This window comes from Litoreibacter sp., assembly GCF_058136045.1.
The window spans coordinates 116,841-132,446 of sequence record NZ_JBYVDD010000008.1 but is presented as its reverse complement, the minus strand read 5'-3'; the positions used below and the strand labels follow the sequence as shown (position 1 = coordinate 132,446).

At 54.1% G+C, this 15,606-nt stretch carries 14 protein-coding genes; 5 read left to right on the top strand and 9 right to left on the bottom strand.

Translation table 11 applies throughout. The features are described from left to right. From AC3Y7R_RS12690 to AC3Y7R_RS12675, 4 genes are read left to right on the top strand one after another with little or no spacing between them, the layout of a single operon-like run. Window positions 1-987, top strand: a complete 987-nt coding sequence (locus AC3Y7R_RS12690; RefSeq protein WP_490042417.1) for a type II secretion system F family protein — start codon at window positions 1-3, stop codon at window positions 985-987. A 2-nt stretch (window positions 988-989) separates the two neighbouring features. Further along, window positions 990-1,556: a tetratricopeptide repeat protein gene (locus AC3Y7R_RS12685; RefSeq protein ID WP_490042416.1), complete on the top strand. Its 567-nt coding sequence runs from the start codon at window positions 990-992 to the stop codon at window positions 1,554-1,556. Window positions 1,557-1,593: 37 nt separating this feature from the next. Beyond that, window positions 1,594-2,439: a tetratricopeptide repeat protein gene (locus AC3Y7R_RS12680; protein ID WP_490042415.1), complete on the top strand. Its 846-nt coding sequence runs from the start codon at window positions 1,594-1,596 to the stop codon at window positions 2,437-2,439. A 4-nt stretch (window positions 2,440-2,443) separates the two neighbouring features. After that, entirely contained in the window at window positions 2,444-2,923 is a 480-nt protein-coding gene (locus tag AC3Y7R_RS12675) for an A24 family peptidase (RefSeq protein ID WP_490042414.1), read from the top strand. Here AC3Y7R_RS12675 and AC3Y7R_RS12670 read toward each other — a convergent pair. Continuing rightward, a complete protein-coding gene (locus AC3Y7R_RS12670) occupies window positions 2,920-4,524 on the bottom strand; it encodes a hypothetical protein (protein ID WP_490042413.1) in 1,605 nt (534 codons plus the stop codon). The genes AC3Y7R_RS12675 and AC3Y7R_RS12670 overlap by 4 nt on opposite strands. 164 nt (window positions 4,525-4,688) lie before the next feature. Here AC3Y7R_RS12670 and AC3Y7R_RS12665 point away from each other — a divergent pair, with 164 nt between their 5' ends. Further along, window positions 4,689-6,002: a DUF8689 domain-containing protein gene (locus tag AC3Y7R_RS12665; RefSeq protein WP_490042412.1), complete on the top strand. Its 1,314-nt coding sequence runs from the start codon at window positions 4,689-4,691 to the stop codon at window positions 6,000-6,002. Window positions 6,003-6,047: 45 nt separating this feature from the next. Here AC3Y7R_RS12665 and folD read toward each other — a convergent pair whose 3' ends face one another. The 8 genes from folD to tolB form a co-directional block, all read right to left on the bottom strand. Next, window positions 6,048-6,950, bottom strand: coding sequence for a bifunctional methylenetetrahydrofolate dehydrogenase/methenyltetrahydrofolate cyclohydrolase FolD (gene folD / locus AC3Y7R_RS12660; RefSeq protein WP_490042411.1), 903 nt, complete (start codon window positions 6,948-6,950; stop codon window positions 6,048-6,050). A gap of 94 nt (window positions 6,951-7,044) precedes the next feature. Next, window positions 7,045-8,721 carry a formate--tetrahydrofolate ligase gene (locus AC3Y7R_RS12655; protein WP_490042410.1) on the bottom strand — a complete coding sequence of 559 codons (1,677 nt, stop codon included), beginning with the start codon at window positions 8,719-8,721 and terminating at the stop codon, window positions 7,045-7,047. 157 nt (window positions 8,722-8,878) lie between these two features. Further along, window positions 8,879-9,493 (bottom strand): MOSC domain-containing protein, encoded by a 615-nt coding sequence (locus AC3Y7R_RS12650; RefSeq protein ID WP_490042409.1) that lies wholly within the window; start codon window positions 9,491-9,493, stop codon window positions 8,879-8,881. Between the two features lie 130 nt (window positions 9,494-9,623). Beyond that, window positions 9,624-11,543 (bottom strand): ATP-dependent zinc metalloprotease FtsH, encoded by a 1,920-nt coding sequence (gene ftsH, locus AC3Y7R_RS12645; RefSeq protein WP_490042408.1) that lies wholly within the window; start codon window positions 11,541-11,543, stop codon window positions 9,624-9,626. Window positions 11,544-11,632: 89 nt separating this feature from the next. Continuing rightward, on the bottom strand, window positions 11,633-12,856 hold the full coding sequence (gene tilS, locus AC3Y7R_RS12640; protein ID WP_490042407.1) for a tRNA lysidine(34) synthetase TilS: 1,224 nt from the start codon (window positions 12,854-12,856) through the stop codon (window positions 11,633-11,635). Further along, on the bottom strand, window positions 12,853-13,671 hold the full coding sequence (gene ybgF / locus AC3Y7R_RS12635; protein WP_490042406.1) for a tol-pal system protein YbgF: 819 nt from the start codon (window positions 13,669-13,671) through the stop codon (window positions 12,853-12,855). Before ybgF ends, tilS begins: the two co-directional genes overlap by 4 nt. A gap of 12 nt (window positions 13,672-13,683) precedes the next feature. Beyond that, a complete protein-coding gene (gene pal, locus AC3Y7R_RS12630; protein ID WP_490042405.1) occupies window positions 13,684-14,202 on the bottom strand; it encodes a peptidoglycan-associated lipoprotein Pal in 519 nt (172 codons plus the stop codon). 78 nt (window positions 14,203-14,280) lie between these two features. Then, a complete protein-coding gene (gene tolB, locus AC3Y7R_RS12625; protein ID WP_490042404.1) occupies window positions 14,281-15,588 on the bottom strand; it encodes a Tol-Pal system beta propeller repeat protein TolB in 1,308 nt (435 codons plus the stop codon). Window positions 15,589-15,606: the final 18 nt, after the last annotated feature.

Sequence of the window (15,606 nt, the reverse complement as noted above, 5' to 3'; positions counted from 1 at the left end):
ATGGAATATTTTGAAGTCATCAACAACAAACTCATCGAGATGTTTGGCGAGTTAGGCCCGCTGCTTATCGTTGGTCTCCTTGGGGTTGTCATGATACTCGTGACCCTGCCGATCATGCTTAAAAAACGCAAAGATCCGCTAGACAGTATCCGCGCAGAAGTCGCGCGCGCAAACGGGCGCGCCTCCAAGTCGGGTGCCACGTCACTGCGCACCGACAACGGCACCGACAAGCTCGACAAATACGCGACCTTTTTGGAGCCCCAAGACGTCGAAGAGCTTGCTGGCATGAAGCTCAAACTGCTTCAAGCCGGGTACAAACAGAAAACAGCTGTACGGACATTTCACTTTGCTCAATTTGCATTGGGGCTGCTCTTTCTCACCTTAGGCTTGTTTTACGTCCTATTTCTTGCTGGCGACGACATGTCGACACGCAACTTAATCTTGGCAATCGTGATCCCTGGTGGCGCGGGGTATTATCTGCCGAAATACTGGATCGAACGCCGCCGCCAAGAACGTCAAGAAGAGATCGAAAGTGGCTTTCCTGATAGCCTTGACCTGATGCTTGTTTGTGTTGAAGCGGGCCAAGCCCTTGATCAGTCGATCATTCGGGTCGCGGCAGAAATTCGCGCAGGCTACCCAGCTTTGGCCGATGAGTTCCAAATCGTCTCCAACGAGATGAAAGCCGGCAAAGATCGCATCACAGTACTTCGCGATATGGCGGAGCGCGCAGGCGTGCCGGATGTTTCAAGCTTTGTGACCGTGCTAATCCAGTCAACCAGTTTTGGTACATCCATCGCCGACGCCCTTCGCGTCTATGCTTCAGAGATGCGTGATAAACGCGTCATGCGGGCAGAAGAGAAAGCCAACGTGTTGCCTACCAAGCTCACGCTGGGAACTATGATGTTCTGTTTGCCACCACTTTTGATTATTTTGATCGGCCCGTCGATCTACGACATATATAAAAACCTAAATGGTGGCGGTGGGTAATTATGCGGTATTGGGTGGGCTCAATTGTACTTGGACTATGTCTCGCAGGTTGCGAGAAACAGGCCCCCTTGCTTGGCGAGGGGGCTAGTCCTTTTCCACCAAGTGGCGATGTCACCCGGTTAAATGGAGTTGATGGGCTAAGCGTAGGACATACGCTTATGGCCGCGGGGCAATATGAGTTGGCTTTGAAATCCTACTTTCGTGCTGCGGGCGAGCAAGGCACCACAGTAGACGTTCTGAGCGCACTAGGCTCCGCGAACCTGCGTCTCGGCCGTCTTGGTCAGTCTGAGCAACTTCTACGCCGCGCCATAAAGAAGGATGAAACCTTCGTTCCCGCTTGGAACAACCTAGGCGTTATCTTGATGGAGACCGGTCGCATTGGCGAAGCCAGCCGTGTATTCAAAACCGCTTTCGCGCTGGATAGTGGCAATTCGGACGAAATCCGTGAAAACCTGCGCCGCGCGCTCGCAAAAATTGAAAACCCTGCGTATACTTCTAAAAAAGAAGATAAAGCCTTCGACTTGGTGCGGCGTGGAAACGGTCGCTACCTGCTTTTGCAGGCCCCATGATCTAAAAGGCACTTGAGAGCAGAGTAGAGGACGCCCAATGCGCCACATGAAGACAGGAATGCTGTGTCTTATCAGCATCGTAGCCTTGACCGCTTGTGAAAAAGCCGAAAAAGGTGCCTACAGTAAAACCCTCAAAAACGTTAATGTTATTGATGAAAGCAACCTCAACGACATTATGTTGACGGTCGCCGACCCGAACGAGGCCGTGGTCTACTTTCAAAAAGCCAGCCGAGAAGATCCCGACCGGATTGACCTGCAACGCGGGCTTGGCAAATCTCTCCTGCGCGCCAAACGCGCAACAGAGGCCGGTGTGATTTGGGGGAAAATCGTCAAACACCCCGAAGTGACCAACGATGACCACATCAACTACGCCAGCGCCCTAATCCGCCAAGGCCAATGGAAAAAAGCCGAAAAAGCACTGAATGTGGTGCCACCGACTTTTGAGACATTTGAGCGCTATCGCCTTGAAGCTATTATCGCTGATACCAACAAAGACTGGAAAAAGGCCGATAGCTTTTACGAGACTGCGGTCGGTCTGACTACGACCCCCGGCGCTGTGTTGAACAATTGGGGGTTCTCCAAGTTGACCAGAGGTGACTATGATGACGCCGAGCGCTTGTTTGGCGAAGCAATCACCTATGATCCTGGTTTATTCACCGCCAAGAACAACATGGTTCTGGCGCGTGGTGCACGCAAAAATTACACGCTTCCCCTGATTCAGCTCACACAGGTTGAACGCGCTCAGCTGCTTCACACCATGGGTTTAACTGCCATCAAGCAAGGTGACGTAGAAACCGGTAAAACCTTGCTAGAGGAAGCTATCGAAATCCACCCGCAACACTTCGAAGCAGCCATACGCACCCTACGTACGCTGGAAAGCTAACACTATGACAACCTTCGCTCTTTGGGCCCTGCCCTTTGCGACACTCATCTGCTTATGGGTCGCGTGGAGCGATTTGGCACGCATGAAAATCCCAAACAAAGCCGTCCTAGCTTTGCTTGTTGTCTTTGCAATTGTAGGTGTCGCGACTTTGCCCCTGGCCGACTACGGCTGGCGCTTCTCGCATTTCGCTGTTGTACTGGCGGTTGGATTTCTGATGACTGTAACGGGTGTTGTCGGCGCGGGAGATGCCAAATTTGCTGCCGCGATGGCCCCCTTTGTGGCCGTTGCCGATATCACGGTGGTCGCGGCTTTCTTTGCCCTCACCACTATCGTTGCCTTCATCTTGCATCGCGTCGCTCGCATCACCCCCCTGCGCAAACTTGCCCCAAACTGGGAAAGCTGGGAGCGGACACGAGACTTTCCAATGGGCCTCCCTTTGGCCGCGACTTTGATCCTATATCTCGCCCGTACCGCCCTATTTTAAGGTCGCGCGTAGAGCGTATAAAGCTCTGTCCGCCGAACTTCTTTGAGCACCTCTCCGCGCGCCTCGACTTCGCTTAGTATAGATCGGTAGGCGAGTGGCGTCGTCGGGCAGGTCGGGATCAAAAAGTAGTCAGCCGCATCATACCCAGTCAGGTGACCATAGTACCAAGGCGCCGCGCCTTGAGTTGGTTCCAAGCCGCCAAACATCCACAAGTTCCCGAAAGTATCAGCCACGAATATTGAGCGCCCTTCCGACAGACCCGCCTCATCCAAATCGCGCGCCATGGCTTTGGCAACCCCGATCAACCCAAGCGTCTGTGCACATGGTGCCAACTCTTCCCCAAGGAACTGGGCCGCCGGGGTGTGGTCCGCCAAATCGTTCAAATATGCTAGGTTCGCACTTTCAAACTGCATAGGTTTGCGCACCAATATGCGGTTTGCCCGCTCTGATTTCGTGTATAAATCTGTGTGGCGGTCCGCAAACGGCGTGGCCTCGAACAAGGGCGCGTAAGTATCCGGTTTTGTAGCAAGGTGGCGTGCCGGGCTGACTGCCATATTCAGGAATGACGGCCCGATCAATGCACATGAAATCACTGCCAAAGCGATAACCTGAGGGGCCCTCGACACCGATAAGATCATCATAGGCAAAAGTGCTAACCACTTGGGATCATTTCCATAGTTTTGGAAGGTGACGTAGACCATTCCCGGTCCAAGCAAGATCAAAATCAACCCCATGCGCGGGTCCACCCCACGCCGGAGAACAACGATCGACAACACCAAAATTGCGTTGCCTAAAACATATTGCGGTGCGGTCAGCAGCGTCCCTATGTCCACCCCCGCACGCGGGCGAATATCTGTGCTGGCCACCAAGGCCAAATCGCCAAGGTAAGCGGCCCAAATGCCCACCCCCGCCAAAGCAGTCACCGCCCCGGCAAATATCGCAACACCCCCCAAGGCGACCGCAATAACCTTCCATTGCCCCCGCAAAACAAGTGCCACCGCCACACCGGGTGCAAAAGCCACGCCATACGTAATTTTACCCATCACGAAAAAGCTAAACGCCACCCCAAGGATTACCCCATCCACCCATTGGTTCGTTGCTCTTTTTGGCTCTAGAACGGCGATCAAAATGGCGATGAAAGCAAAGGCCCAAGCCCAACGATTATAGTGCATCGAAAGCGAAATAGAGGCCGCAGATTCCCCATGGATCATCGCCAAGGTCATCACCATGACCAGCGCACCAAGCCCGTAAGCCATCCCACTCGTCAGGCGGCTACGGCCAAGCCACCACACCATTGGAACCAGCAATATTGCGACTGCAATTTGGCTCAATATGATGGCAGTTCCAACGCCAAACCCAATCCAGACGAACGCAACAATCGGTAAGAAAGCCAATATACCCAACGGGGTAACGAAATCCAAATGTGGCCATTGCCCGTCCGCCATGCGCAAAACGATTTCGATCAAGTGCAAGGTGTCACCCTCATGGCGATCGACGTACAGCCCCCCCTTGGCCAGCGCCAAGCCGCCTAACAGAGCAACAAGCCCTAGAAGGTAAACGATAAAAAGCCTTGCTCCAGCTCGTCCCACACCATCATCCATGCCCAATATCCTCGTATTCCGCTCTTGTGGCGGCATTCATTACTCTGAAAGGCTAACTCAGGTAGCGTGCTATTTGAAGCCGCTTCGGTTTTTGTTGTTTGAGCGCCGCAAAATTGGTAAAGTTGTGAAAAGAAGCCGAAAAATCGGCATATGAGGCAAAGCAGATGAACATGCACACAACCCCCGGCGTTCAGGCCCCGGCGTCCCCGAAGTCTTTGAGCGACACCGGTTTGAGCATCGTTATGATGCGCGATATTTTGTTGAAAACCGTGTTCCGCAAAAACTTGGAACATGTATCCGACATGTCCGAGGCGATTTGCCTATCACTGCCCCTGACACAACAGTTGGTCGAAATTGCCCGTGAGCAAAAGCTTATCGAGGCGCAGGGCACGCTTCATGCGGGATCCGGGTCTGAGATGGCATTTCAATTGTCCGACGCCGGGAAATCCCGTGCTCTCGACGCCCTTTCACAGTCCGAATATTATGGCGCCCTGCCTGTACCTTTGACCATGTACAGAGAACAAGTGAAGCGGCAATCGGTACGCGACATCCAGATTACACGCGAAAAATTGCTAGGCTCCATGGGGCATCTGATCTTGCCCTCGGACTTGCTTGACAATCTTGGCCCGGCGGTAAGTTCAGGGCGCTCTATCCTTCTCTACGGTCCTCCCGGCAACGGTAAATCTGCCATCTCAAACGGCATCCGCGACGCTTTGGGCGACGTCATCTACATCCCGCAATGCATTGAATACGCGGGACAGGTCGTGACGCTCTATGACCCGATTGTGCACACCCCAATAGAGGATGAAGCCGCGCAAACCACGTCGTTGCGCCGCACCGACAATCGCTACGACAAACGCTACCTGATGTGCGAGCGCCCCACTGTTATGACGGGGGGGGAGTTGATGCTAAGCATGCTTGACCTGAACTACAACGCAACCTCGCGCACTTACCAAGCCTCCCTACAGCTGAAAGCCACCGGCGGCGTGTTCATCGTGGATGACCTTGGACGCCAAGAAGAGCCGCCGCAGGCCTTGATCAACCGGTGGATCGTTCCGATGGAGGCCGAGTACGATATCTTGACGCTGCAATCTGGCGAAAAGTTTGAGGTTCCCTTTGATACCCTTGTGATTTTCTCGACCAACTTCCATCCCAATGAAATGTTCGATGGCGCGGCTTTGCGTCGGATTTTCTTCAAGATCAAAATTGATGGCCCTACTCAGGAGGAATTTCTGAAGGTCTTCGCCATGGTTGCCAAGAAAAAGAAAATGCCGCTCAACGAAGCGGCACTGATCCACTTGTTAAAGGTCAGATACCCCGGCATCGACAACGTCTACGCCAACTACCATGCAAACTTTCTAATCGATCAGATGATTGCTGTATGTGAATACGACGGCATCCCGCTCCAGATGACTCCGGAGCTTATCGACCGTGCTTGGGCGAACATGTATGTGAAAGACGAAGAGATCAAACACTGATCCGGCCACTCACCCAAAGCGCCTTTAGGCAGCGCCGCGCAAATGTTAAACCGTCAGCCCCTCTGGCTCTGCCAGACCATTGGCACGGCAACACGCCGTAACCGTATTTGCCAGCAAACACGCAATCGTCATCGGCCCAACCCCGCCCGGAACAGGGGTGATCGCGCCAGCAACTGCTGCGCAACTATCGAAGTCCACATCCCCCACCAAACGGGTCTTTCCTTCGCCCTTTTCAGGCGCGTCTAGGCGGTTGATGCCAACATCAATCACCGTGGCCCCCGGTTTGATCCAGCTCCCGGGCACCATCTCGGGGCGTCCAACAGCCGCGACAACAATATCCGCACGGCCAACGACACCTGCCAAATCTTTGGTCCGCGAATGGGCAATCGTCACGGTGCAACTATCGCCAAGCAACAGCTGCGCCATTGGTTTCCCCACAATATTTGAGCGCCCAATCACAACCGCATCCAGCCCCGACAAAGATCCGTGAAAGTCACGTAGCATCATCAAGCAGCCCAAAGGCGTGCACGGCACCATTGATTTTTGCCCCGTTCCCAAGAGCCCAACATTTGAGATATGAAACCCATCGACATCCTTTGCAGGGTCAACCGAAGTGATAACAAGATCTTCGTTCAAATGTTTAGGCAAAGGGAGTTGCACCAAAATACCATGGATACTGGCATCTTCATTCAAAGACTTAATCAATGCCAGAAGGTCTTCCTCAGAGGTATCCACATCGAGGCGATGCTCGACCGATTTCATGCCCACCTCGACTGTCATCTTCCCCTTGGAGCGCACGTACACTTGGCTGGCCGGATCTTCCCCTACCAGCACAACCGCCAGTCCCGGAATTAGGTCATGGTCCGCCTTTAGTTTGGTTACGTGGTTGGCAACTCGCGCCCGAATTTTGGCCGAGAAGATTTTTCCGTCAATTATTTGTGCGCTCATCTCACCCGTCTCCATCCATATTAAACTGTCTACCGCCACAGACGGCAGCGGCGCGGGGGATAGGGCAAATGCCCCTCCCCCCGCGCATCATATCTTAGAACAAGCCTTCAATGTCACCAGCATCATTCAGCATAATAGCTTCGGCAGAAGGAACCCGTGGCAAGCCCGGCATAGTCATAATTTCACCACAGACGACAACAACAAATCCGGCCCCTGCCGACAGGCGAACCTCACGGACCGGCAAAGAATGTCCCACCGGTGCGCCGCGCAAGTTTGGATCTGTCGAAAAAGAGTACTGCGTTTTCGCCATACAAACCGGCAAGTGGCCATAACCAGCATCTTCCCACTGCTTCAGTTGACTGCGAATTTTCTTATCGGCCAAGACTTCATCCGCGCGATAAATACGCTTGGCAATTGTCTCGACCTTCTCCATCAAGCTCAGCTCATCACTATACAGCGGGGCAAATTGGGACGCGCCACTATCGGCTATCTCTGCCACTCGAATTGCCATTTCCTGAATGCCTTCAGACCCATGCGCCCAGTGCTTACACACAATGGCTTCCGCCCCTTGGCTCTCGACATAAGATTTAACCGCAGCAATCTCGGCATCGGTATCCCCAGAGAAGTGATTAATACCCACAACAACAGGCACACCAAAGGATTTGATATTCTCAATGTGGCGTCCGAGGTTGGAGCATCCAGCATTAACCGCTTCAACATTTTCCGCAGCCAGATCAGCTTTCAGGACACCGCCATTCATCTTCATTGCGCGCACCGTCGCAACCAGAACCACGCAATCCGGTGCAAGCCCCGCTTTGCGGCACTTAATGTTCATGAATTTTTCAGCCCCTAAATCGGCCCCAAACCCTGCCTCGGTCACAACATAATCGGCCAGCTTTAACGCTGTCGTTGTCGCAATAACCGAATTACAGCCATGCGCAATATTTGCGAAAGGCCCCCCGTGCACGAACGCCGGGTTGTTCTCTAATGTCTGCACGAGGTTAGGTTGCATTGCTTGCTGCAACAGTACCGTCATTGCTCCATCAGCCTTAATATCACGACAGTAAATTGGTGAGCGATCACGGCGATAGGCCACGATAATGTCGCCCAGACGCTTCTTCAGGTCATCGAGATCGTTGGACAGGCACAAAATCGCCATGACTTCCGAGGCCACCGTGATGTCAAACCCAGTCTGACGCGGGAATCCATTCGCAACGCCGCCAAGCGACGTGACACAATCACGCAACGCACGGTCATTCATATCAAGAACACGCTTCCAGACCACCCGACGCTCGTCAATTTCCAGCTCATTACCCCAGTAAATGTGGTTATCAATCATTGCCGACAACAGGTTGTGCGCACTGGTAATTGCGTGAAAATCACCCGTGAAATGCAGGTTCATTTCCTCCATTGGCACGACCTGAGCGTATCCACCGCCAGCCGCGCCCCCCTTCATCCCAAAGCAAGGCCCAAGCGATGCCTCACGGATGCAAATAGCCGCTTTTTTACCAATAGCATTCAAGCCATCCCCAAGACCCACGGTCGTGGTGGTCTTCCCCTCGCCAGCAGGCGTCGGGTTAATCGCGGTCACAAGGATCAGTTTCCCGTCCTTTTTTCCCTTCTGGGCTGCAATGAACTCAGCGGAAATTTTTGCCTTATCATGACCGAACGGCAATAGGTCAGCTTCAGGGATGCCTAACTTGGCCCCAATCTCTTGAATCGGGCGTTTGGAGGCCTCGCGGGCAATCTCGATATCGGTCTTGAAACTCATAGCATCTCTCCCCTAAGCCCGCGCATTCACGCTGCGGCGCAATGTTTATACTCCGCCTATATCGGGGTCTGGCCTGTAGGCATCCTGCGTTTCCGACATTTATGGAGCTGGAATCGGCCTCAACCGATTATACAGGTTATAATAGGAAACATCCGGCCTAAGTTTGCGGTTCAGTCGCAGCGTGAAGCCCCGCCATAGGGGGCCATTCACGTTGATCTGGGATGTGCAAAACTATCGTGTCACCAACCCGTAACACCCCCTCGCGCTCTACCCACGCGGTGATACCACGCCGCCCTTTAGCCGCCGCCTTAAACCCATTTCCGTGGCCCGGCGCGTCTTCATTGATAACCGGAGCAGGCAAATTACAAGGGCGGTTTTGCATATCAACCGTCAATGTGGCTCCACTTGATGATTGCAATCTAGAGGAAGGGGGAATGTGCGAAAAATCTGGGATACCCTCGATCACAATGTTCGCGCCACACCAAGCGGGGTTAAAGGCATCCACCCCGATTTCCTCGGCAACAGTTGCCATTTCTTCTGCTGAAACAATGCAAAGCTGTCGCACATTCCGGATTTGCGTTCCTATTTCGTATTGCGTAACGACACGGCTACACGATGCCCGCGACAGCCCGCCGTGATCTTCACCAGCCATACCTTCAAATGCCAGTAGGGCCTCCGTAACCGGCTCAGATCGCAAAGCCTCGGAGCGGGTTTTGACCACTCCAAGCCATCTAATCACTCCGTGGAATTCCGTTTTTATCAGTGCTGGCATTGGTCAGTCCCATACAAATCATCAGCGCAAGTCAACCATGTGCGGCACTAACCTTCAATCGAGATCAGAAGCTATTACTCGCACAAAAAAGCCCCGCATAATCTGCGGGGCCTTTTAAAATCTAATGTAATTAGGCAGAAGGTTCAGGTTCCATTCCGCCATCAGATTTAGGCGTTTTAGGTTTTCGCGTTTTTGGGATCGCAGCAACTGAGGTTGATCCACCTTCCGGCGTGTCGTCCTCTTCATCGTCCCCCCGGTTCAAAGGTTTCCCTGCGATAACCTTTGAAATCTCGGCCCCGGTCAGGGTTTCATATTCCAACAAACCTTGTGCAAGGCGTTCCAAATCCACGGATTGCTCGGTCAAAATTCGCTTAGCCGTTTCATAACCTTCGTCAACGATCTCACGAACCTTGTCATCAATCAGCTTTTGCGTCGCGGCAGAGTGATTGGCGCCACCGCCATAATTTCCAAGATAACCTTGCTGCTCATTGGCGTAGTCCACATGCCCCAATTCCTCAGTAAACCCGAATTGTGTGACCATTGCCCGTGCGATTTTAGACACTTGTTGAATGTCTGATGAGGCCCCAGAAGTGACGTTCTCTTTGCCAAAAATCAATTCTTCCGCAACTTTACCACCCATCGCCATCGCGATCTTGGACTTATACTTAGTGAAAGAGACCGACAGTTGGTCGCGCTCCGGCAGGCTCATCACCAACCCTAATGCGCGTCCGCGCGGGATAATTGTCGCCTTATGGATGGGATCGTGTTGTGGCACATTCAGCCCCACAACCGCATGTCCGGCTTCATGGTAGGCTGTCAGTTTTTTCTCATCCTCAGTCATCACCATGGAACGGCGCTCCGCTCCCATCATAACCTTGTCTTTGGCGCTTTCAAAATCTTCCATCGTCACAAACCGCCGCCCCAAGCGGGCTGCAAGAAGAGCCGACTCATTGACTAAGTTCGCCAAGTCAGCCCCAGAAAACCCAGGAGAGCCACGCGCGATAATGCGAAGGTCCACATCAGGGCCCAGCGGCACTTTACGCGCATGAACTCGCAAGATTTTCTCACGACCCTTGATATCAGGATTGGGCACTTGAACTTGCCGGTCAAAACGCCCCGGACGCAGCAAAGCCGGGTCTAGAACATCCGGCCGGTTCGTCGCGGCAACAATAATGATACCCTCATTGGCCTCAAATCCATCCATCTCTACCAGCAATTGGTTAAGCGTTTGCTCGCGCTCATCGTTCCCGCCACCGTATCCGGCACCACGAGATCGTCCAACGGCATCAATTTCGTCAATAAACACAATGCAAGGCGCATTTTTCTTGGCCTGTTCAAACATGTCACGAACACGCGAGGCACCAACACCAACGAACATTTCTACAAAATCAGAACCGGAAATGGTAAAAAATGGCACGCCAGCCTCGCCTGCAATCGCACGCGCCAGCAGCGTTTTACCAGTACCCGGAGGCCCCACTAACAGCGCACCTTTAGGGATTTTACCGCCCAACCGCGAGAATTTTTGCGGGTTGCGCAAGAATTCGACGATCTCTTCAAGCTCGTCTTTGGCTTCATCAATGCCCGCAACATCATCAAAGGTCACACGACCTTGCTTTTCTGTCAGCAATTTGGCGCGCGACTTGCCGAAGCCCATCGCCCCGCCTTTACCGCCACCTTGCATCCGGTTCATGAAGAAAATCCAAATACCGATGATCACAAGAAACGGCAGCAACGTCCCCGCATAGGCGAGAATACCATTTTGCTCCTGAGGCTTAGCCTCAATCGCAACATTGTTATTTAGCAGAACAGGAGTGACATCCACACCCTGAGGCTTAACGGTCACAAACTGCTCAGTGCCAGAGCGAATCAAAATCTTTTCACCATCTAGCGTCACTTCGCTCACATCACCGGACTCAACCCTCGAAATGAAGTCCGAATACGGGATAGTAAGCGAGGTTGCCGTCGACTGCCCGCCGTTAAACAGGTTAAAAAGAGCGAGGATCAGCAAAAGTAGCACGATCCAAAAAGCGAAATTTCTCGCGTTGCCCAAGGGTATTCTCCTAAATCAGACCGGCTCTAGCGCAAACACTTACGCCACTTACCGCAGTTATCGTTAAAATAGGGATAAGTTGCGCATATTCAATGCGATAAAATGGACTCACTGAAGTCATTTTCACTTTGGCACAAACTTAGCCCCCAACCATTACCCCATCCAGCCAATGGAGCGCTCAATAATTTCGCCCCGTCCCAAACCGACGGAGAACTTAAAACCGTTGATCTAGGCAAGTTCAACTCACGCCACCCATTCGGGCACTGCGCAATACCATCTTCACCCAAGGCCCTAATTTCAGTTGTCTTTCCGTGCTTTCCAACGACCTGCCAACGACGATCCCACTTGGCTTCACTTGGTACACGAAGTAGCGCCACCGCTGCATGTTCACGCGCAATCCGAAGGCCCTCATCTTTGACAGTGAGCACGCAGCCATGGACCACCGACTTTCGGCGCAAACCCGCCATAAATCGGTTAAGTTTTTCCGCGCGCGGCGGATAATCCTGCCCAGAGATGAACCGCAAAGCCGCATTTAAGACACGGCGAAGTGCCCCTTGAGGTAAATTTTCCAACCAGTGCAGATCAAAACATAAATCTCCGTGATCCAGCCGAAACCGCCCCGCCAACTTTTCAGTCAGATCAATCTCAAAATCGTGACGCGCAGAATGCAGATGCCCCACAGACGTCAAGATCATCTCAGGGTCGACACCCGCCGCAGCAAAAGCCGCCATGCTTTGGCGTACCTGAACACGTTGGTAGTTGGGGTTGTCATTACCGGGATCATCGCTCCAGGTTACGTTTGCACCCCGAAGCATATCGCGAATCTGCTCTCGCCGTGCGCGTAGCAAGGGGCGGTGAAACGTCACGCCATGCCGCGTAAATTTGTGCCGCATGCCCGACAACCCGTCCAGCCCTGCACCGCGCGAGAGGCCCATCACAAAGGTCTCGATATTGTCATCCGCCGTGTGGCCAAGCGCGATATGTGCAATATCATTCTGCGCGGCCCAATGCGCCAGCAGATCATAGCGACCACTGCGCGCTTCACTTTGCAAGTTCCCAGTACCACTCCAACGCCAGTCGAGCACATCATGCTCAACCCCGTGCCGCGCACAAAATTGAGCCACTGCCTCGGCCTCATCACAAGCTTCCTCGCGTAAATGGTGGTTCACTGTTGCGACAGTCACACTCGCACCTGCCTGCAACAAGAGGTGCAAAAGCCCCATACTGTCGCTGCCCCCCGAGACAGCAACGCCCAGCGTCTGCCCGGCCGCAATCTGCTCGAAAAAGTGGTTAGGTAGCTGTGGCGTGGTCACTGGCACCCGAGGTTACGCATCGACGAATTGGCCGGTAAAACCTGATCCGATGCAGGGTAGCGCACCCCGACCTCCTGCAACATCAGGCAGGCCTCTTCCGCCTGACCCAACTCGTATAAAGCCAGCCCCAAGCGAAACAGTGCCTCAGGCGCACGCGGGGCCTCTGGCGAGCCGGAGAAGCTTTCTAAGTATGACCGCGCCGCATTATTCCAGTCGCCAAGCTTGGCCAAAGATTGCCCCGCCAGAAAGAACGCATCAGAGGCTAGAGGCCCCCCCGGGTAGGATTCATTAAAGGCCGTAAACTGCTGCGCGGCGCCGCGAAAGTCACCGGATGCGAGCGCCTCCTGCGCCCGCTCAAAATCTGCCTTCTCGGAGATAGCCAACTCTGCGCCGCCACCAATATCAGGTGTCGCGGCAGGCACGCCGCCTCCCGGCACCGCGGCCCCTGTATCACCACCTAAGGTCGGTGTCTCACCGAGGCTTCCCAGATCGCCACCTTCCAGCTCGACCAAGCGAAATTCCAGATCGCCGATCCGGTTAGTGCCATCTGTCACCACCCGGTTGATCCGGTTTTCCAGACCCTCGGTCTTGGAGGTAAGCCGCGACAAACCAGCCTCAATTGCATCAATGCGTTGCAACGTATCGCCCGTGATCACCAGCCCGCCAGTATTGCCCGAAGACACATCACTACGCAGGCTGAGGATCGCCGTATTTAGCTGCCCCAGTTCTGCGCGAATATCCGCAAGGCTCGTGTCTTGCGCGGCCACTGGCCCCACAGATAAAACGAAACTTAAAACCAGTAGAACCTTGCGCATATTCTTAGCCTATCAACTGCCGACGCCGGCGGAAATCACACTCACGGAGCGGCGGTTTTTCGCATAGCACGCCTCGGTCGAGCACACTTCTAATGGCCGTTCCTTGCCGAATGTCACCGTGCGCAACCGGTTATCAGCGACCCCATTGGCCACCAAATAATCGCGTGCCGCAGCCGCACGACGCGCGCCCAAAGCAAGGTTATATTCACGGGTGCCTTGCTCATCAGCATGGCCCTCGATGATCGCAGTATAGCTCGTGTTGGTTTTCAGCCAGCCAGCCTGCTGACCCAAAGTGGTGCGAGCGGTGTCATTTAGCGTGGACTGATCCACATCGAAAAGCACTTTATCGCCAATGGTTTGATTGAAATATGCCGGGCTGGACGGGTCTAGGGCAGAGGTCGAGACCCCACCGTTTCCAACTCCCCCAGCGCCAGTGTCCACCCCGTTTCCACTGCGGTCAAACGGGCTTTTGGCACAGGCTGCCAGCGCCAGTGAAGCGGTCAGCAAAGCAACCTTGGTAAGCGTTTTCATGATGTGATCCTTATGGGTCATTATTGGCTCGATTAGAGCAAGTCTAGCATGGCTTCCCGCCAAAGGGAATCGCACGGTTTATTTCAGTAAAGGCGACCAGCTTGGGTCAGAGGCATTGGCTTGCACCGCCTTCAAGTTGCGCCCGGAAATATCCACCGAATACAGCGTCGAAGACCCACCGGACCCTGCCGTCTCTCGGGTGAACATGATCACGCGGCCATTCGGCGACCAGGTTGGGCCCTCGTCCAGGAATGACGCGGTAAGCAGCCGCTCCCCCGAGCCATCAGTGCGCATCACGCCAATATGAAACCGGCCGCGGTTTTGTTTGGTAAACGCCACGAGATCACCGCGCGGTGACCAAACCGGCGTCCCGTAACGCCCCTGCCCAAAGGAAATCCGCGTCGGCTCCCCACCGCTCGCACTCATCACATATAGCTGCTGAGTGCCGGAGCGGTCGCTCTCGAACACAATTTGCGTGCCGTCGGGGGAATAGCTGGGCGCGGTCTCAATCGCAGGGCTGAACGTCAATTGCGTGCGCGCCCCGGAGGCCAAATTCAGCTTGTAGATGTCCGTATTCGCCCCGGTGCTCAGCGAGTAGACCACATCTTGCCCGTTCGGCGCAAAGCGTGGTGCGAAACTCATCGTGCCTTTCTGATCTTGCAACACCCGACGCCCAACAGAGGCAACATCCAGCACATAAATTTTCGGGAAGCCACTCTCATACGACGTGTACAAAACCCGGTCGCCATTCGGCGAGAAGCGCGGGGCCAACACAATCGCCTGCGCATCGGTCAGGAACTGTTGGTTCGCACCATCATAATCCATAATACCCAGCCGTTTCAGGCGGGCATTTTTCGGCCCGGTCTCGGAGACAAACACAACGCGGCTGTCGAAATAGCCGCCCTCGCCGGTGATGCGTGAATAGACAGCATCGGCCACCTTATGCGCCATACGCCGCCACCCTTTGGTGGAGCCTACAAATTGCAGCCCCTCGCCCAATTGATCCTCGGAAAAGACATCAAACAGGCGGAACTTCACCACAACCTGCCCGTCCCCCGTCACGCTGACAGCACCGGTGATCAAAGCCTGCGCGTTGATCGCCTTCCAGTCAGCATATTGCACGGGGCTGTCAAAGCTGGTGATCTGGCTGATGAACGCGTCTTGGCTGATCGCGCGAAACAGGCCAGAGCCTTGCAAATCCGCCGCCACCACCGAGGCCAGATCGCGCGCATATTGCTCCGCCCCGCCACCTTCCGGCACGAAAGCAGGCGCGGCAAATGGCAATGGCTCAATGTTGGGGCTGTCCAACTCGATACGCAACGGCTCGGCCTGAGCCGCACCTAGAAGTGCTACAAAAGCCAGACAGGTGAGGAACATCTTAATCATAGTCGTATCCTTTTCGCG

Bases quoted from the DNA above. Each gene is read 5' to 3' on its own strand.
- AC3Y7R_RS12690 (WP_490042417.1), top strand. From the start codon at position 1: ATGGAATATTTTGAAGTCATCAACAACAAACTCATCGAGATGTTTGGC.
- AC3Y7R_RS12685 (WP_490042416.1), top strand. From the start codon at position 990: ATGCGGTATTGGGTGGGCTCAATTGTACTTGGACTATGTCTCGCAGGT.
- AC3Y7R_RS12680 (WP_490042415.1), top strand. From the start codon at position 1,594: ATGCGCCACATGAAGACAGGAATGCTGTGTCTTATCAGCATCGTAGCC.
- AC3Y7R_RS12675 (WP_490042414.1), top strand. From the start codon at position 2,444: ATGACAACCTTCGCTCTTTGGGCCCTGCCCTTTGCGACACTCATCTGC.
- AC3Y7R_RS12670 (WP_490042413.1), bottom strand. From the start codon at position 4,524: ATGGATGATGGTGTGGGACGAGCTGGAGCAAGGCTTTTTATCGTTTAC.
- AC3Y7R_RS12665 (WP_490042412.1), top strand. From the start codon at position 4,689: ATGAACATGCACACAACCCCCGGCGTTCAGGCCCCGGCGTCCCCGAAG.
- folD (WP_490042411.1), bottom strand. From the start codon at position 6,950: ATGAGCGCACAAATAATTGACGGAAAAATCTTCTCGGCCAAAATTCGG.
- AC3Y7R_RS12655 (WP_490042410.1), bottom strand. From the start codon at position 8,721: ATGAGTTTCAAGACCGATATCGAGATTGCCCGCGAGGCCTCCAAACGC.
- AC3Y7R_RS12650 (WP_490042409.1), bottom strand. From the start codon at position 9,493: ATGCCAGCACTGATAAAAACGGAATTCCACGGAGTGATTAGATGGCTT.
- ybgF (WP_490042406.1), bottom strand. From the start codon at position 13,671: ATGCGCAAGGTTCTACTGGTTTTAAGTTTCGTTTTATCTGTGGGGCCA.
- pal (WP_490042405.1), bottom strand. From the start codon at position 14,202: ATGAAAACGCTTACCAAGGTTGCTTTGCTGACCGCTTCACTGGCGCTG.
- tolB (WP_490042404.1), bottom strand. From the start codon at position 15,588: ATGATTAAGATGTTCCTCACCTGTCTGGCTTTTGTAGCACTTCTAGGT.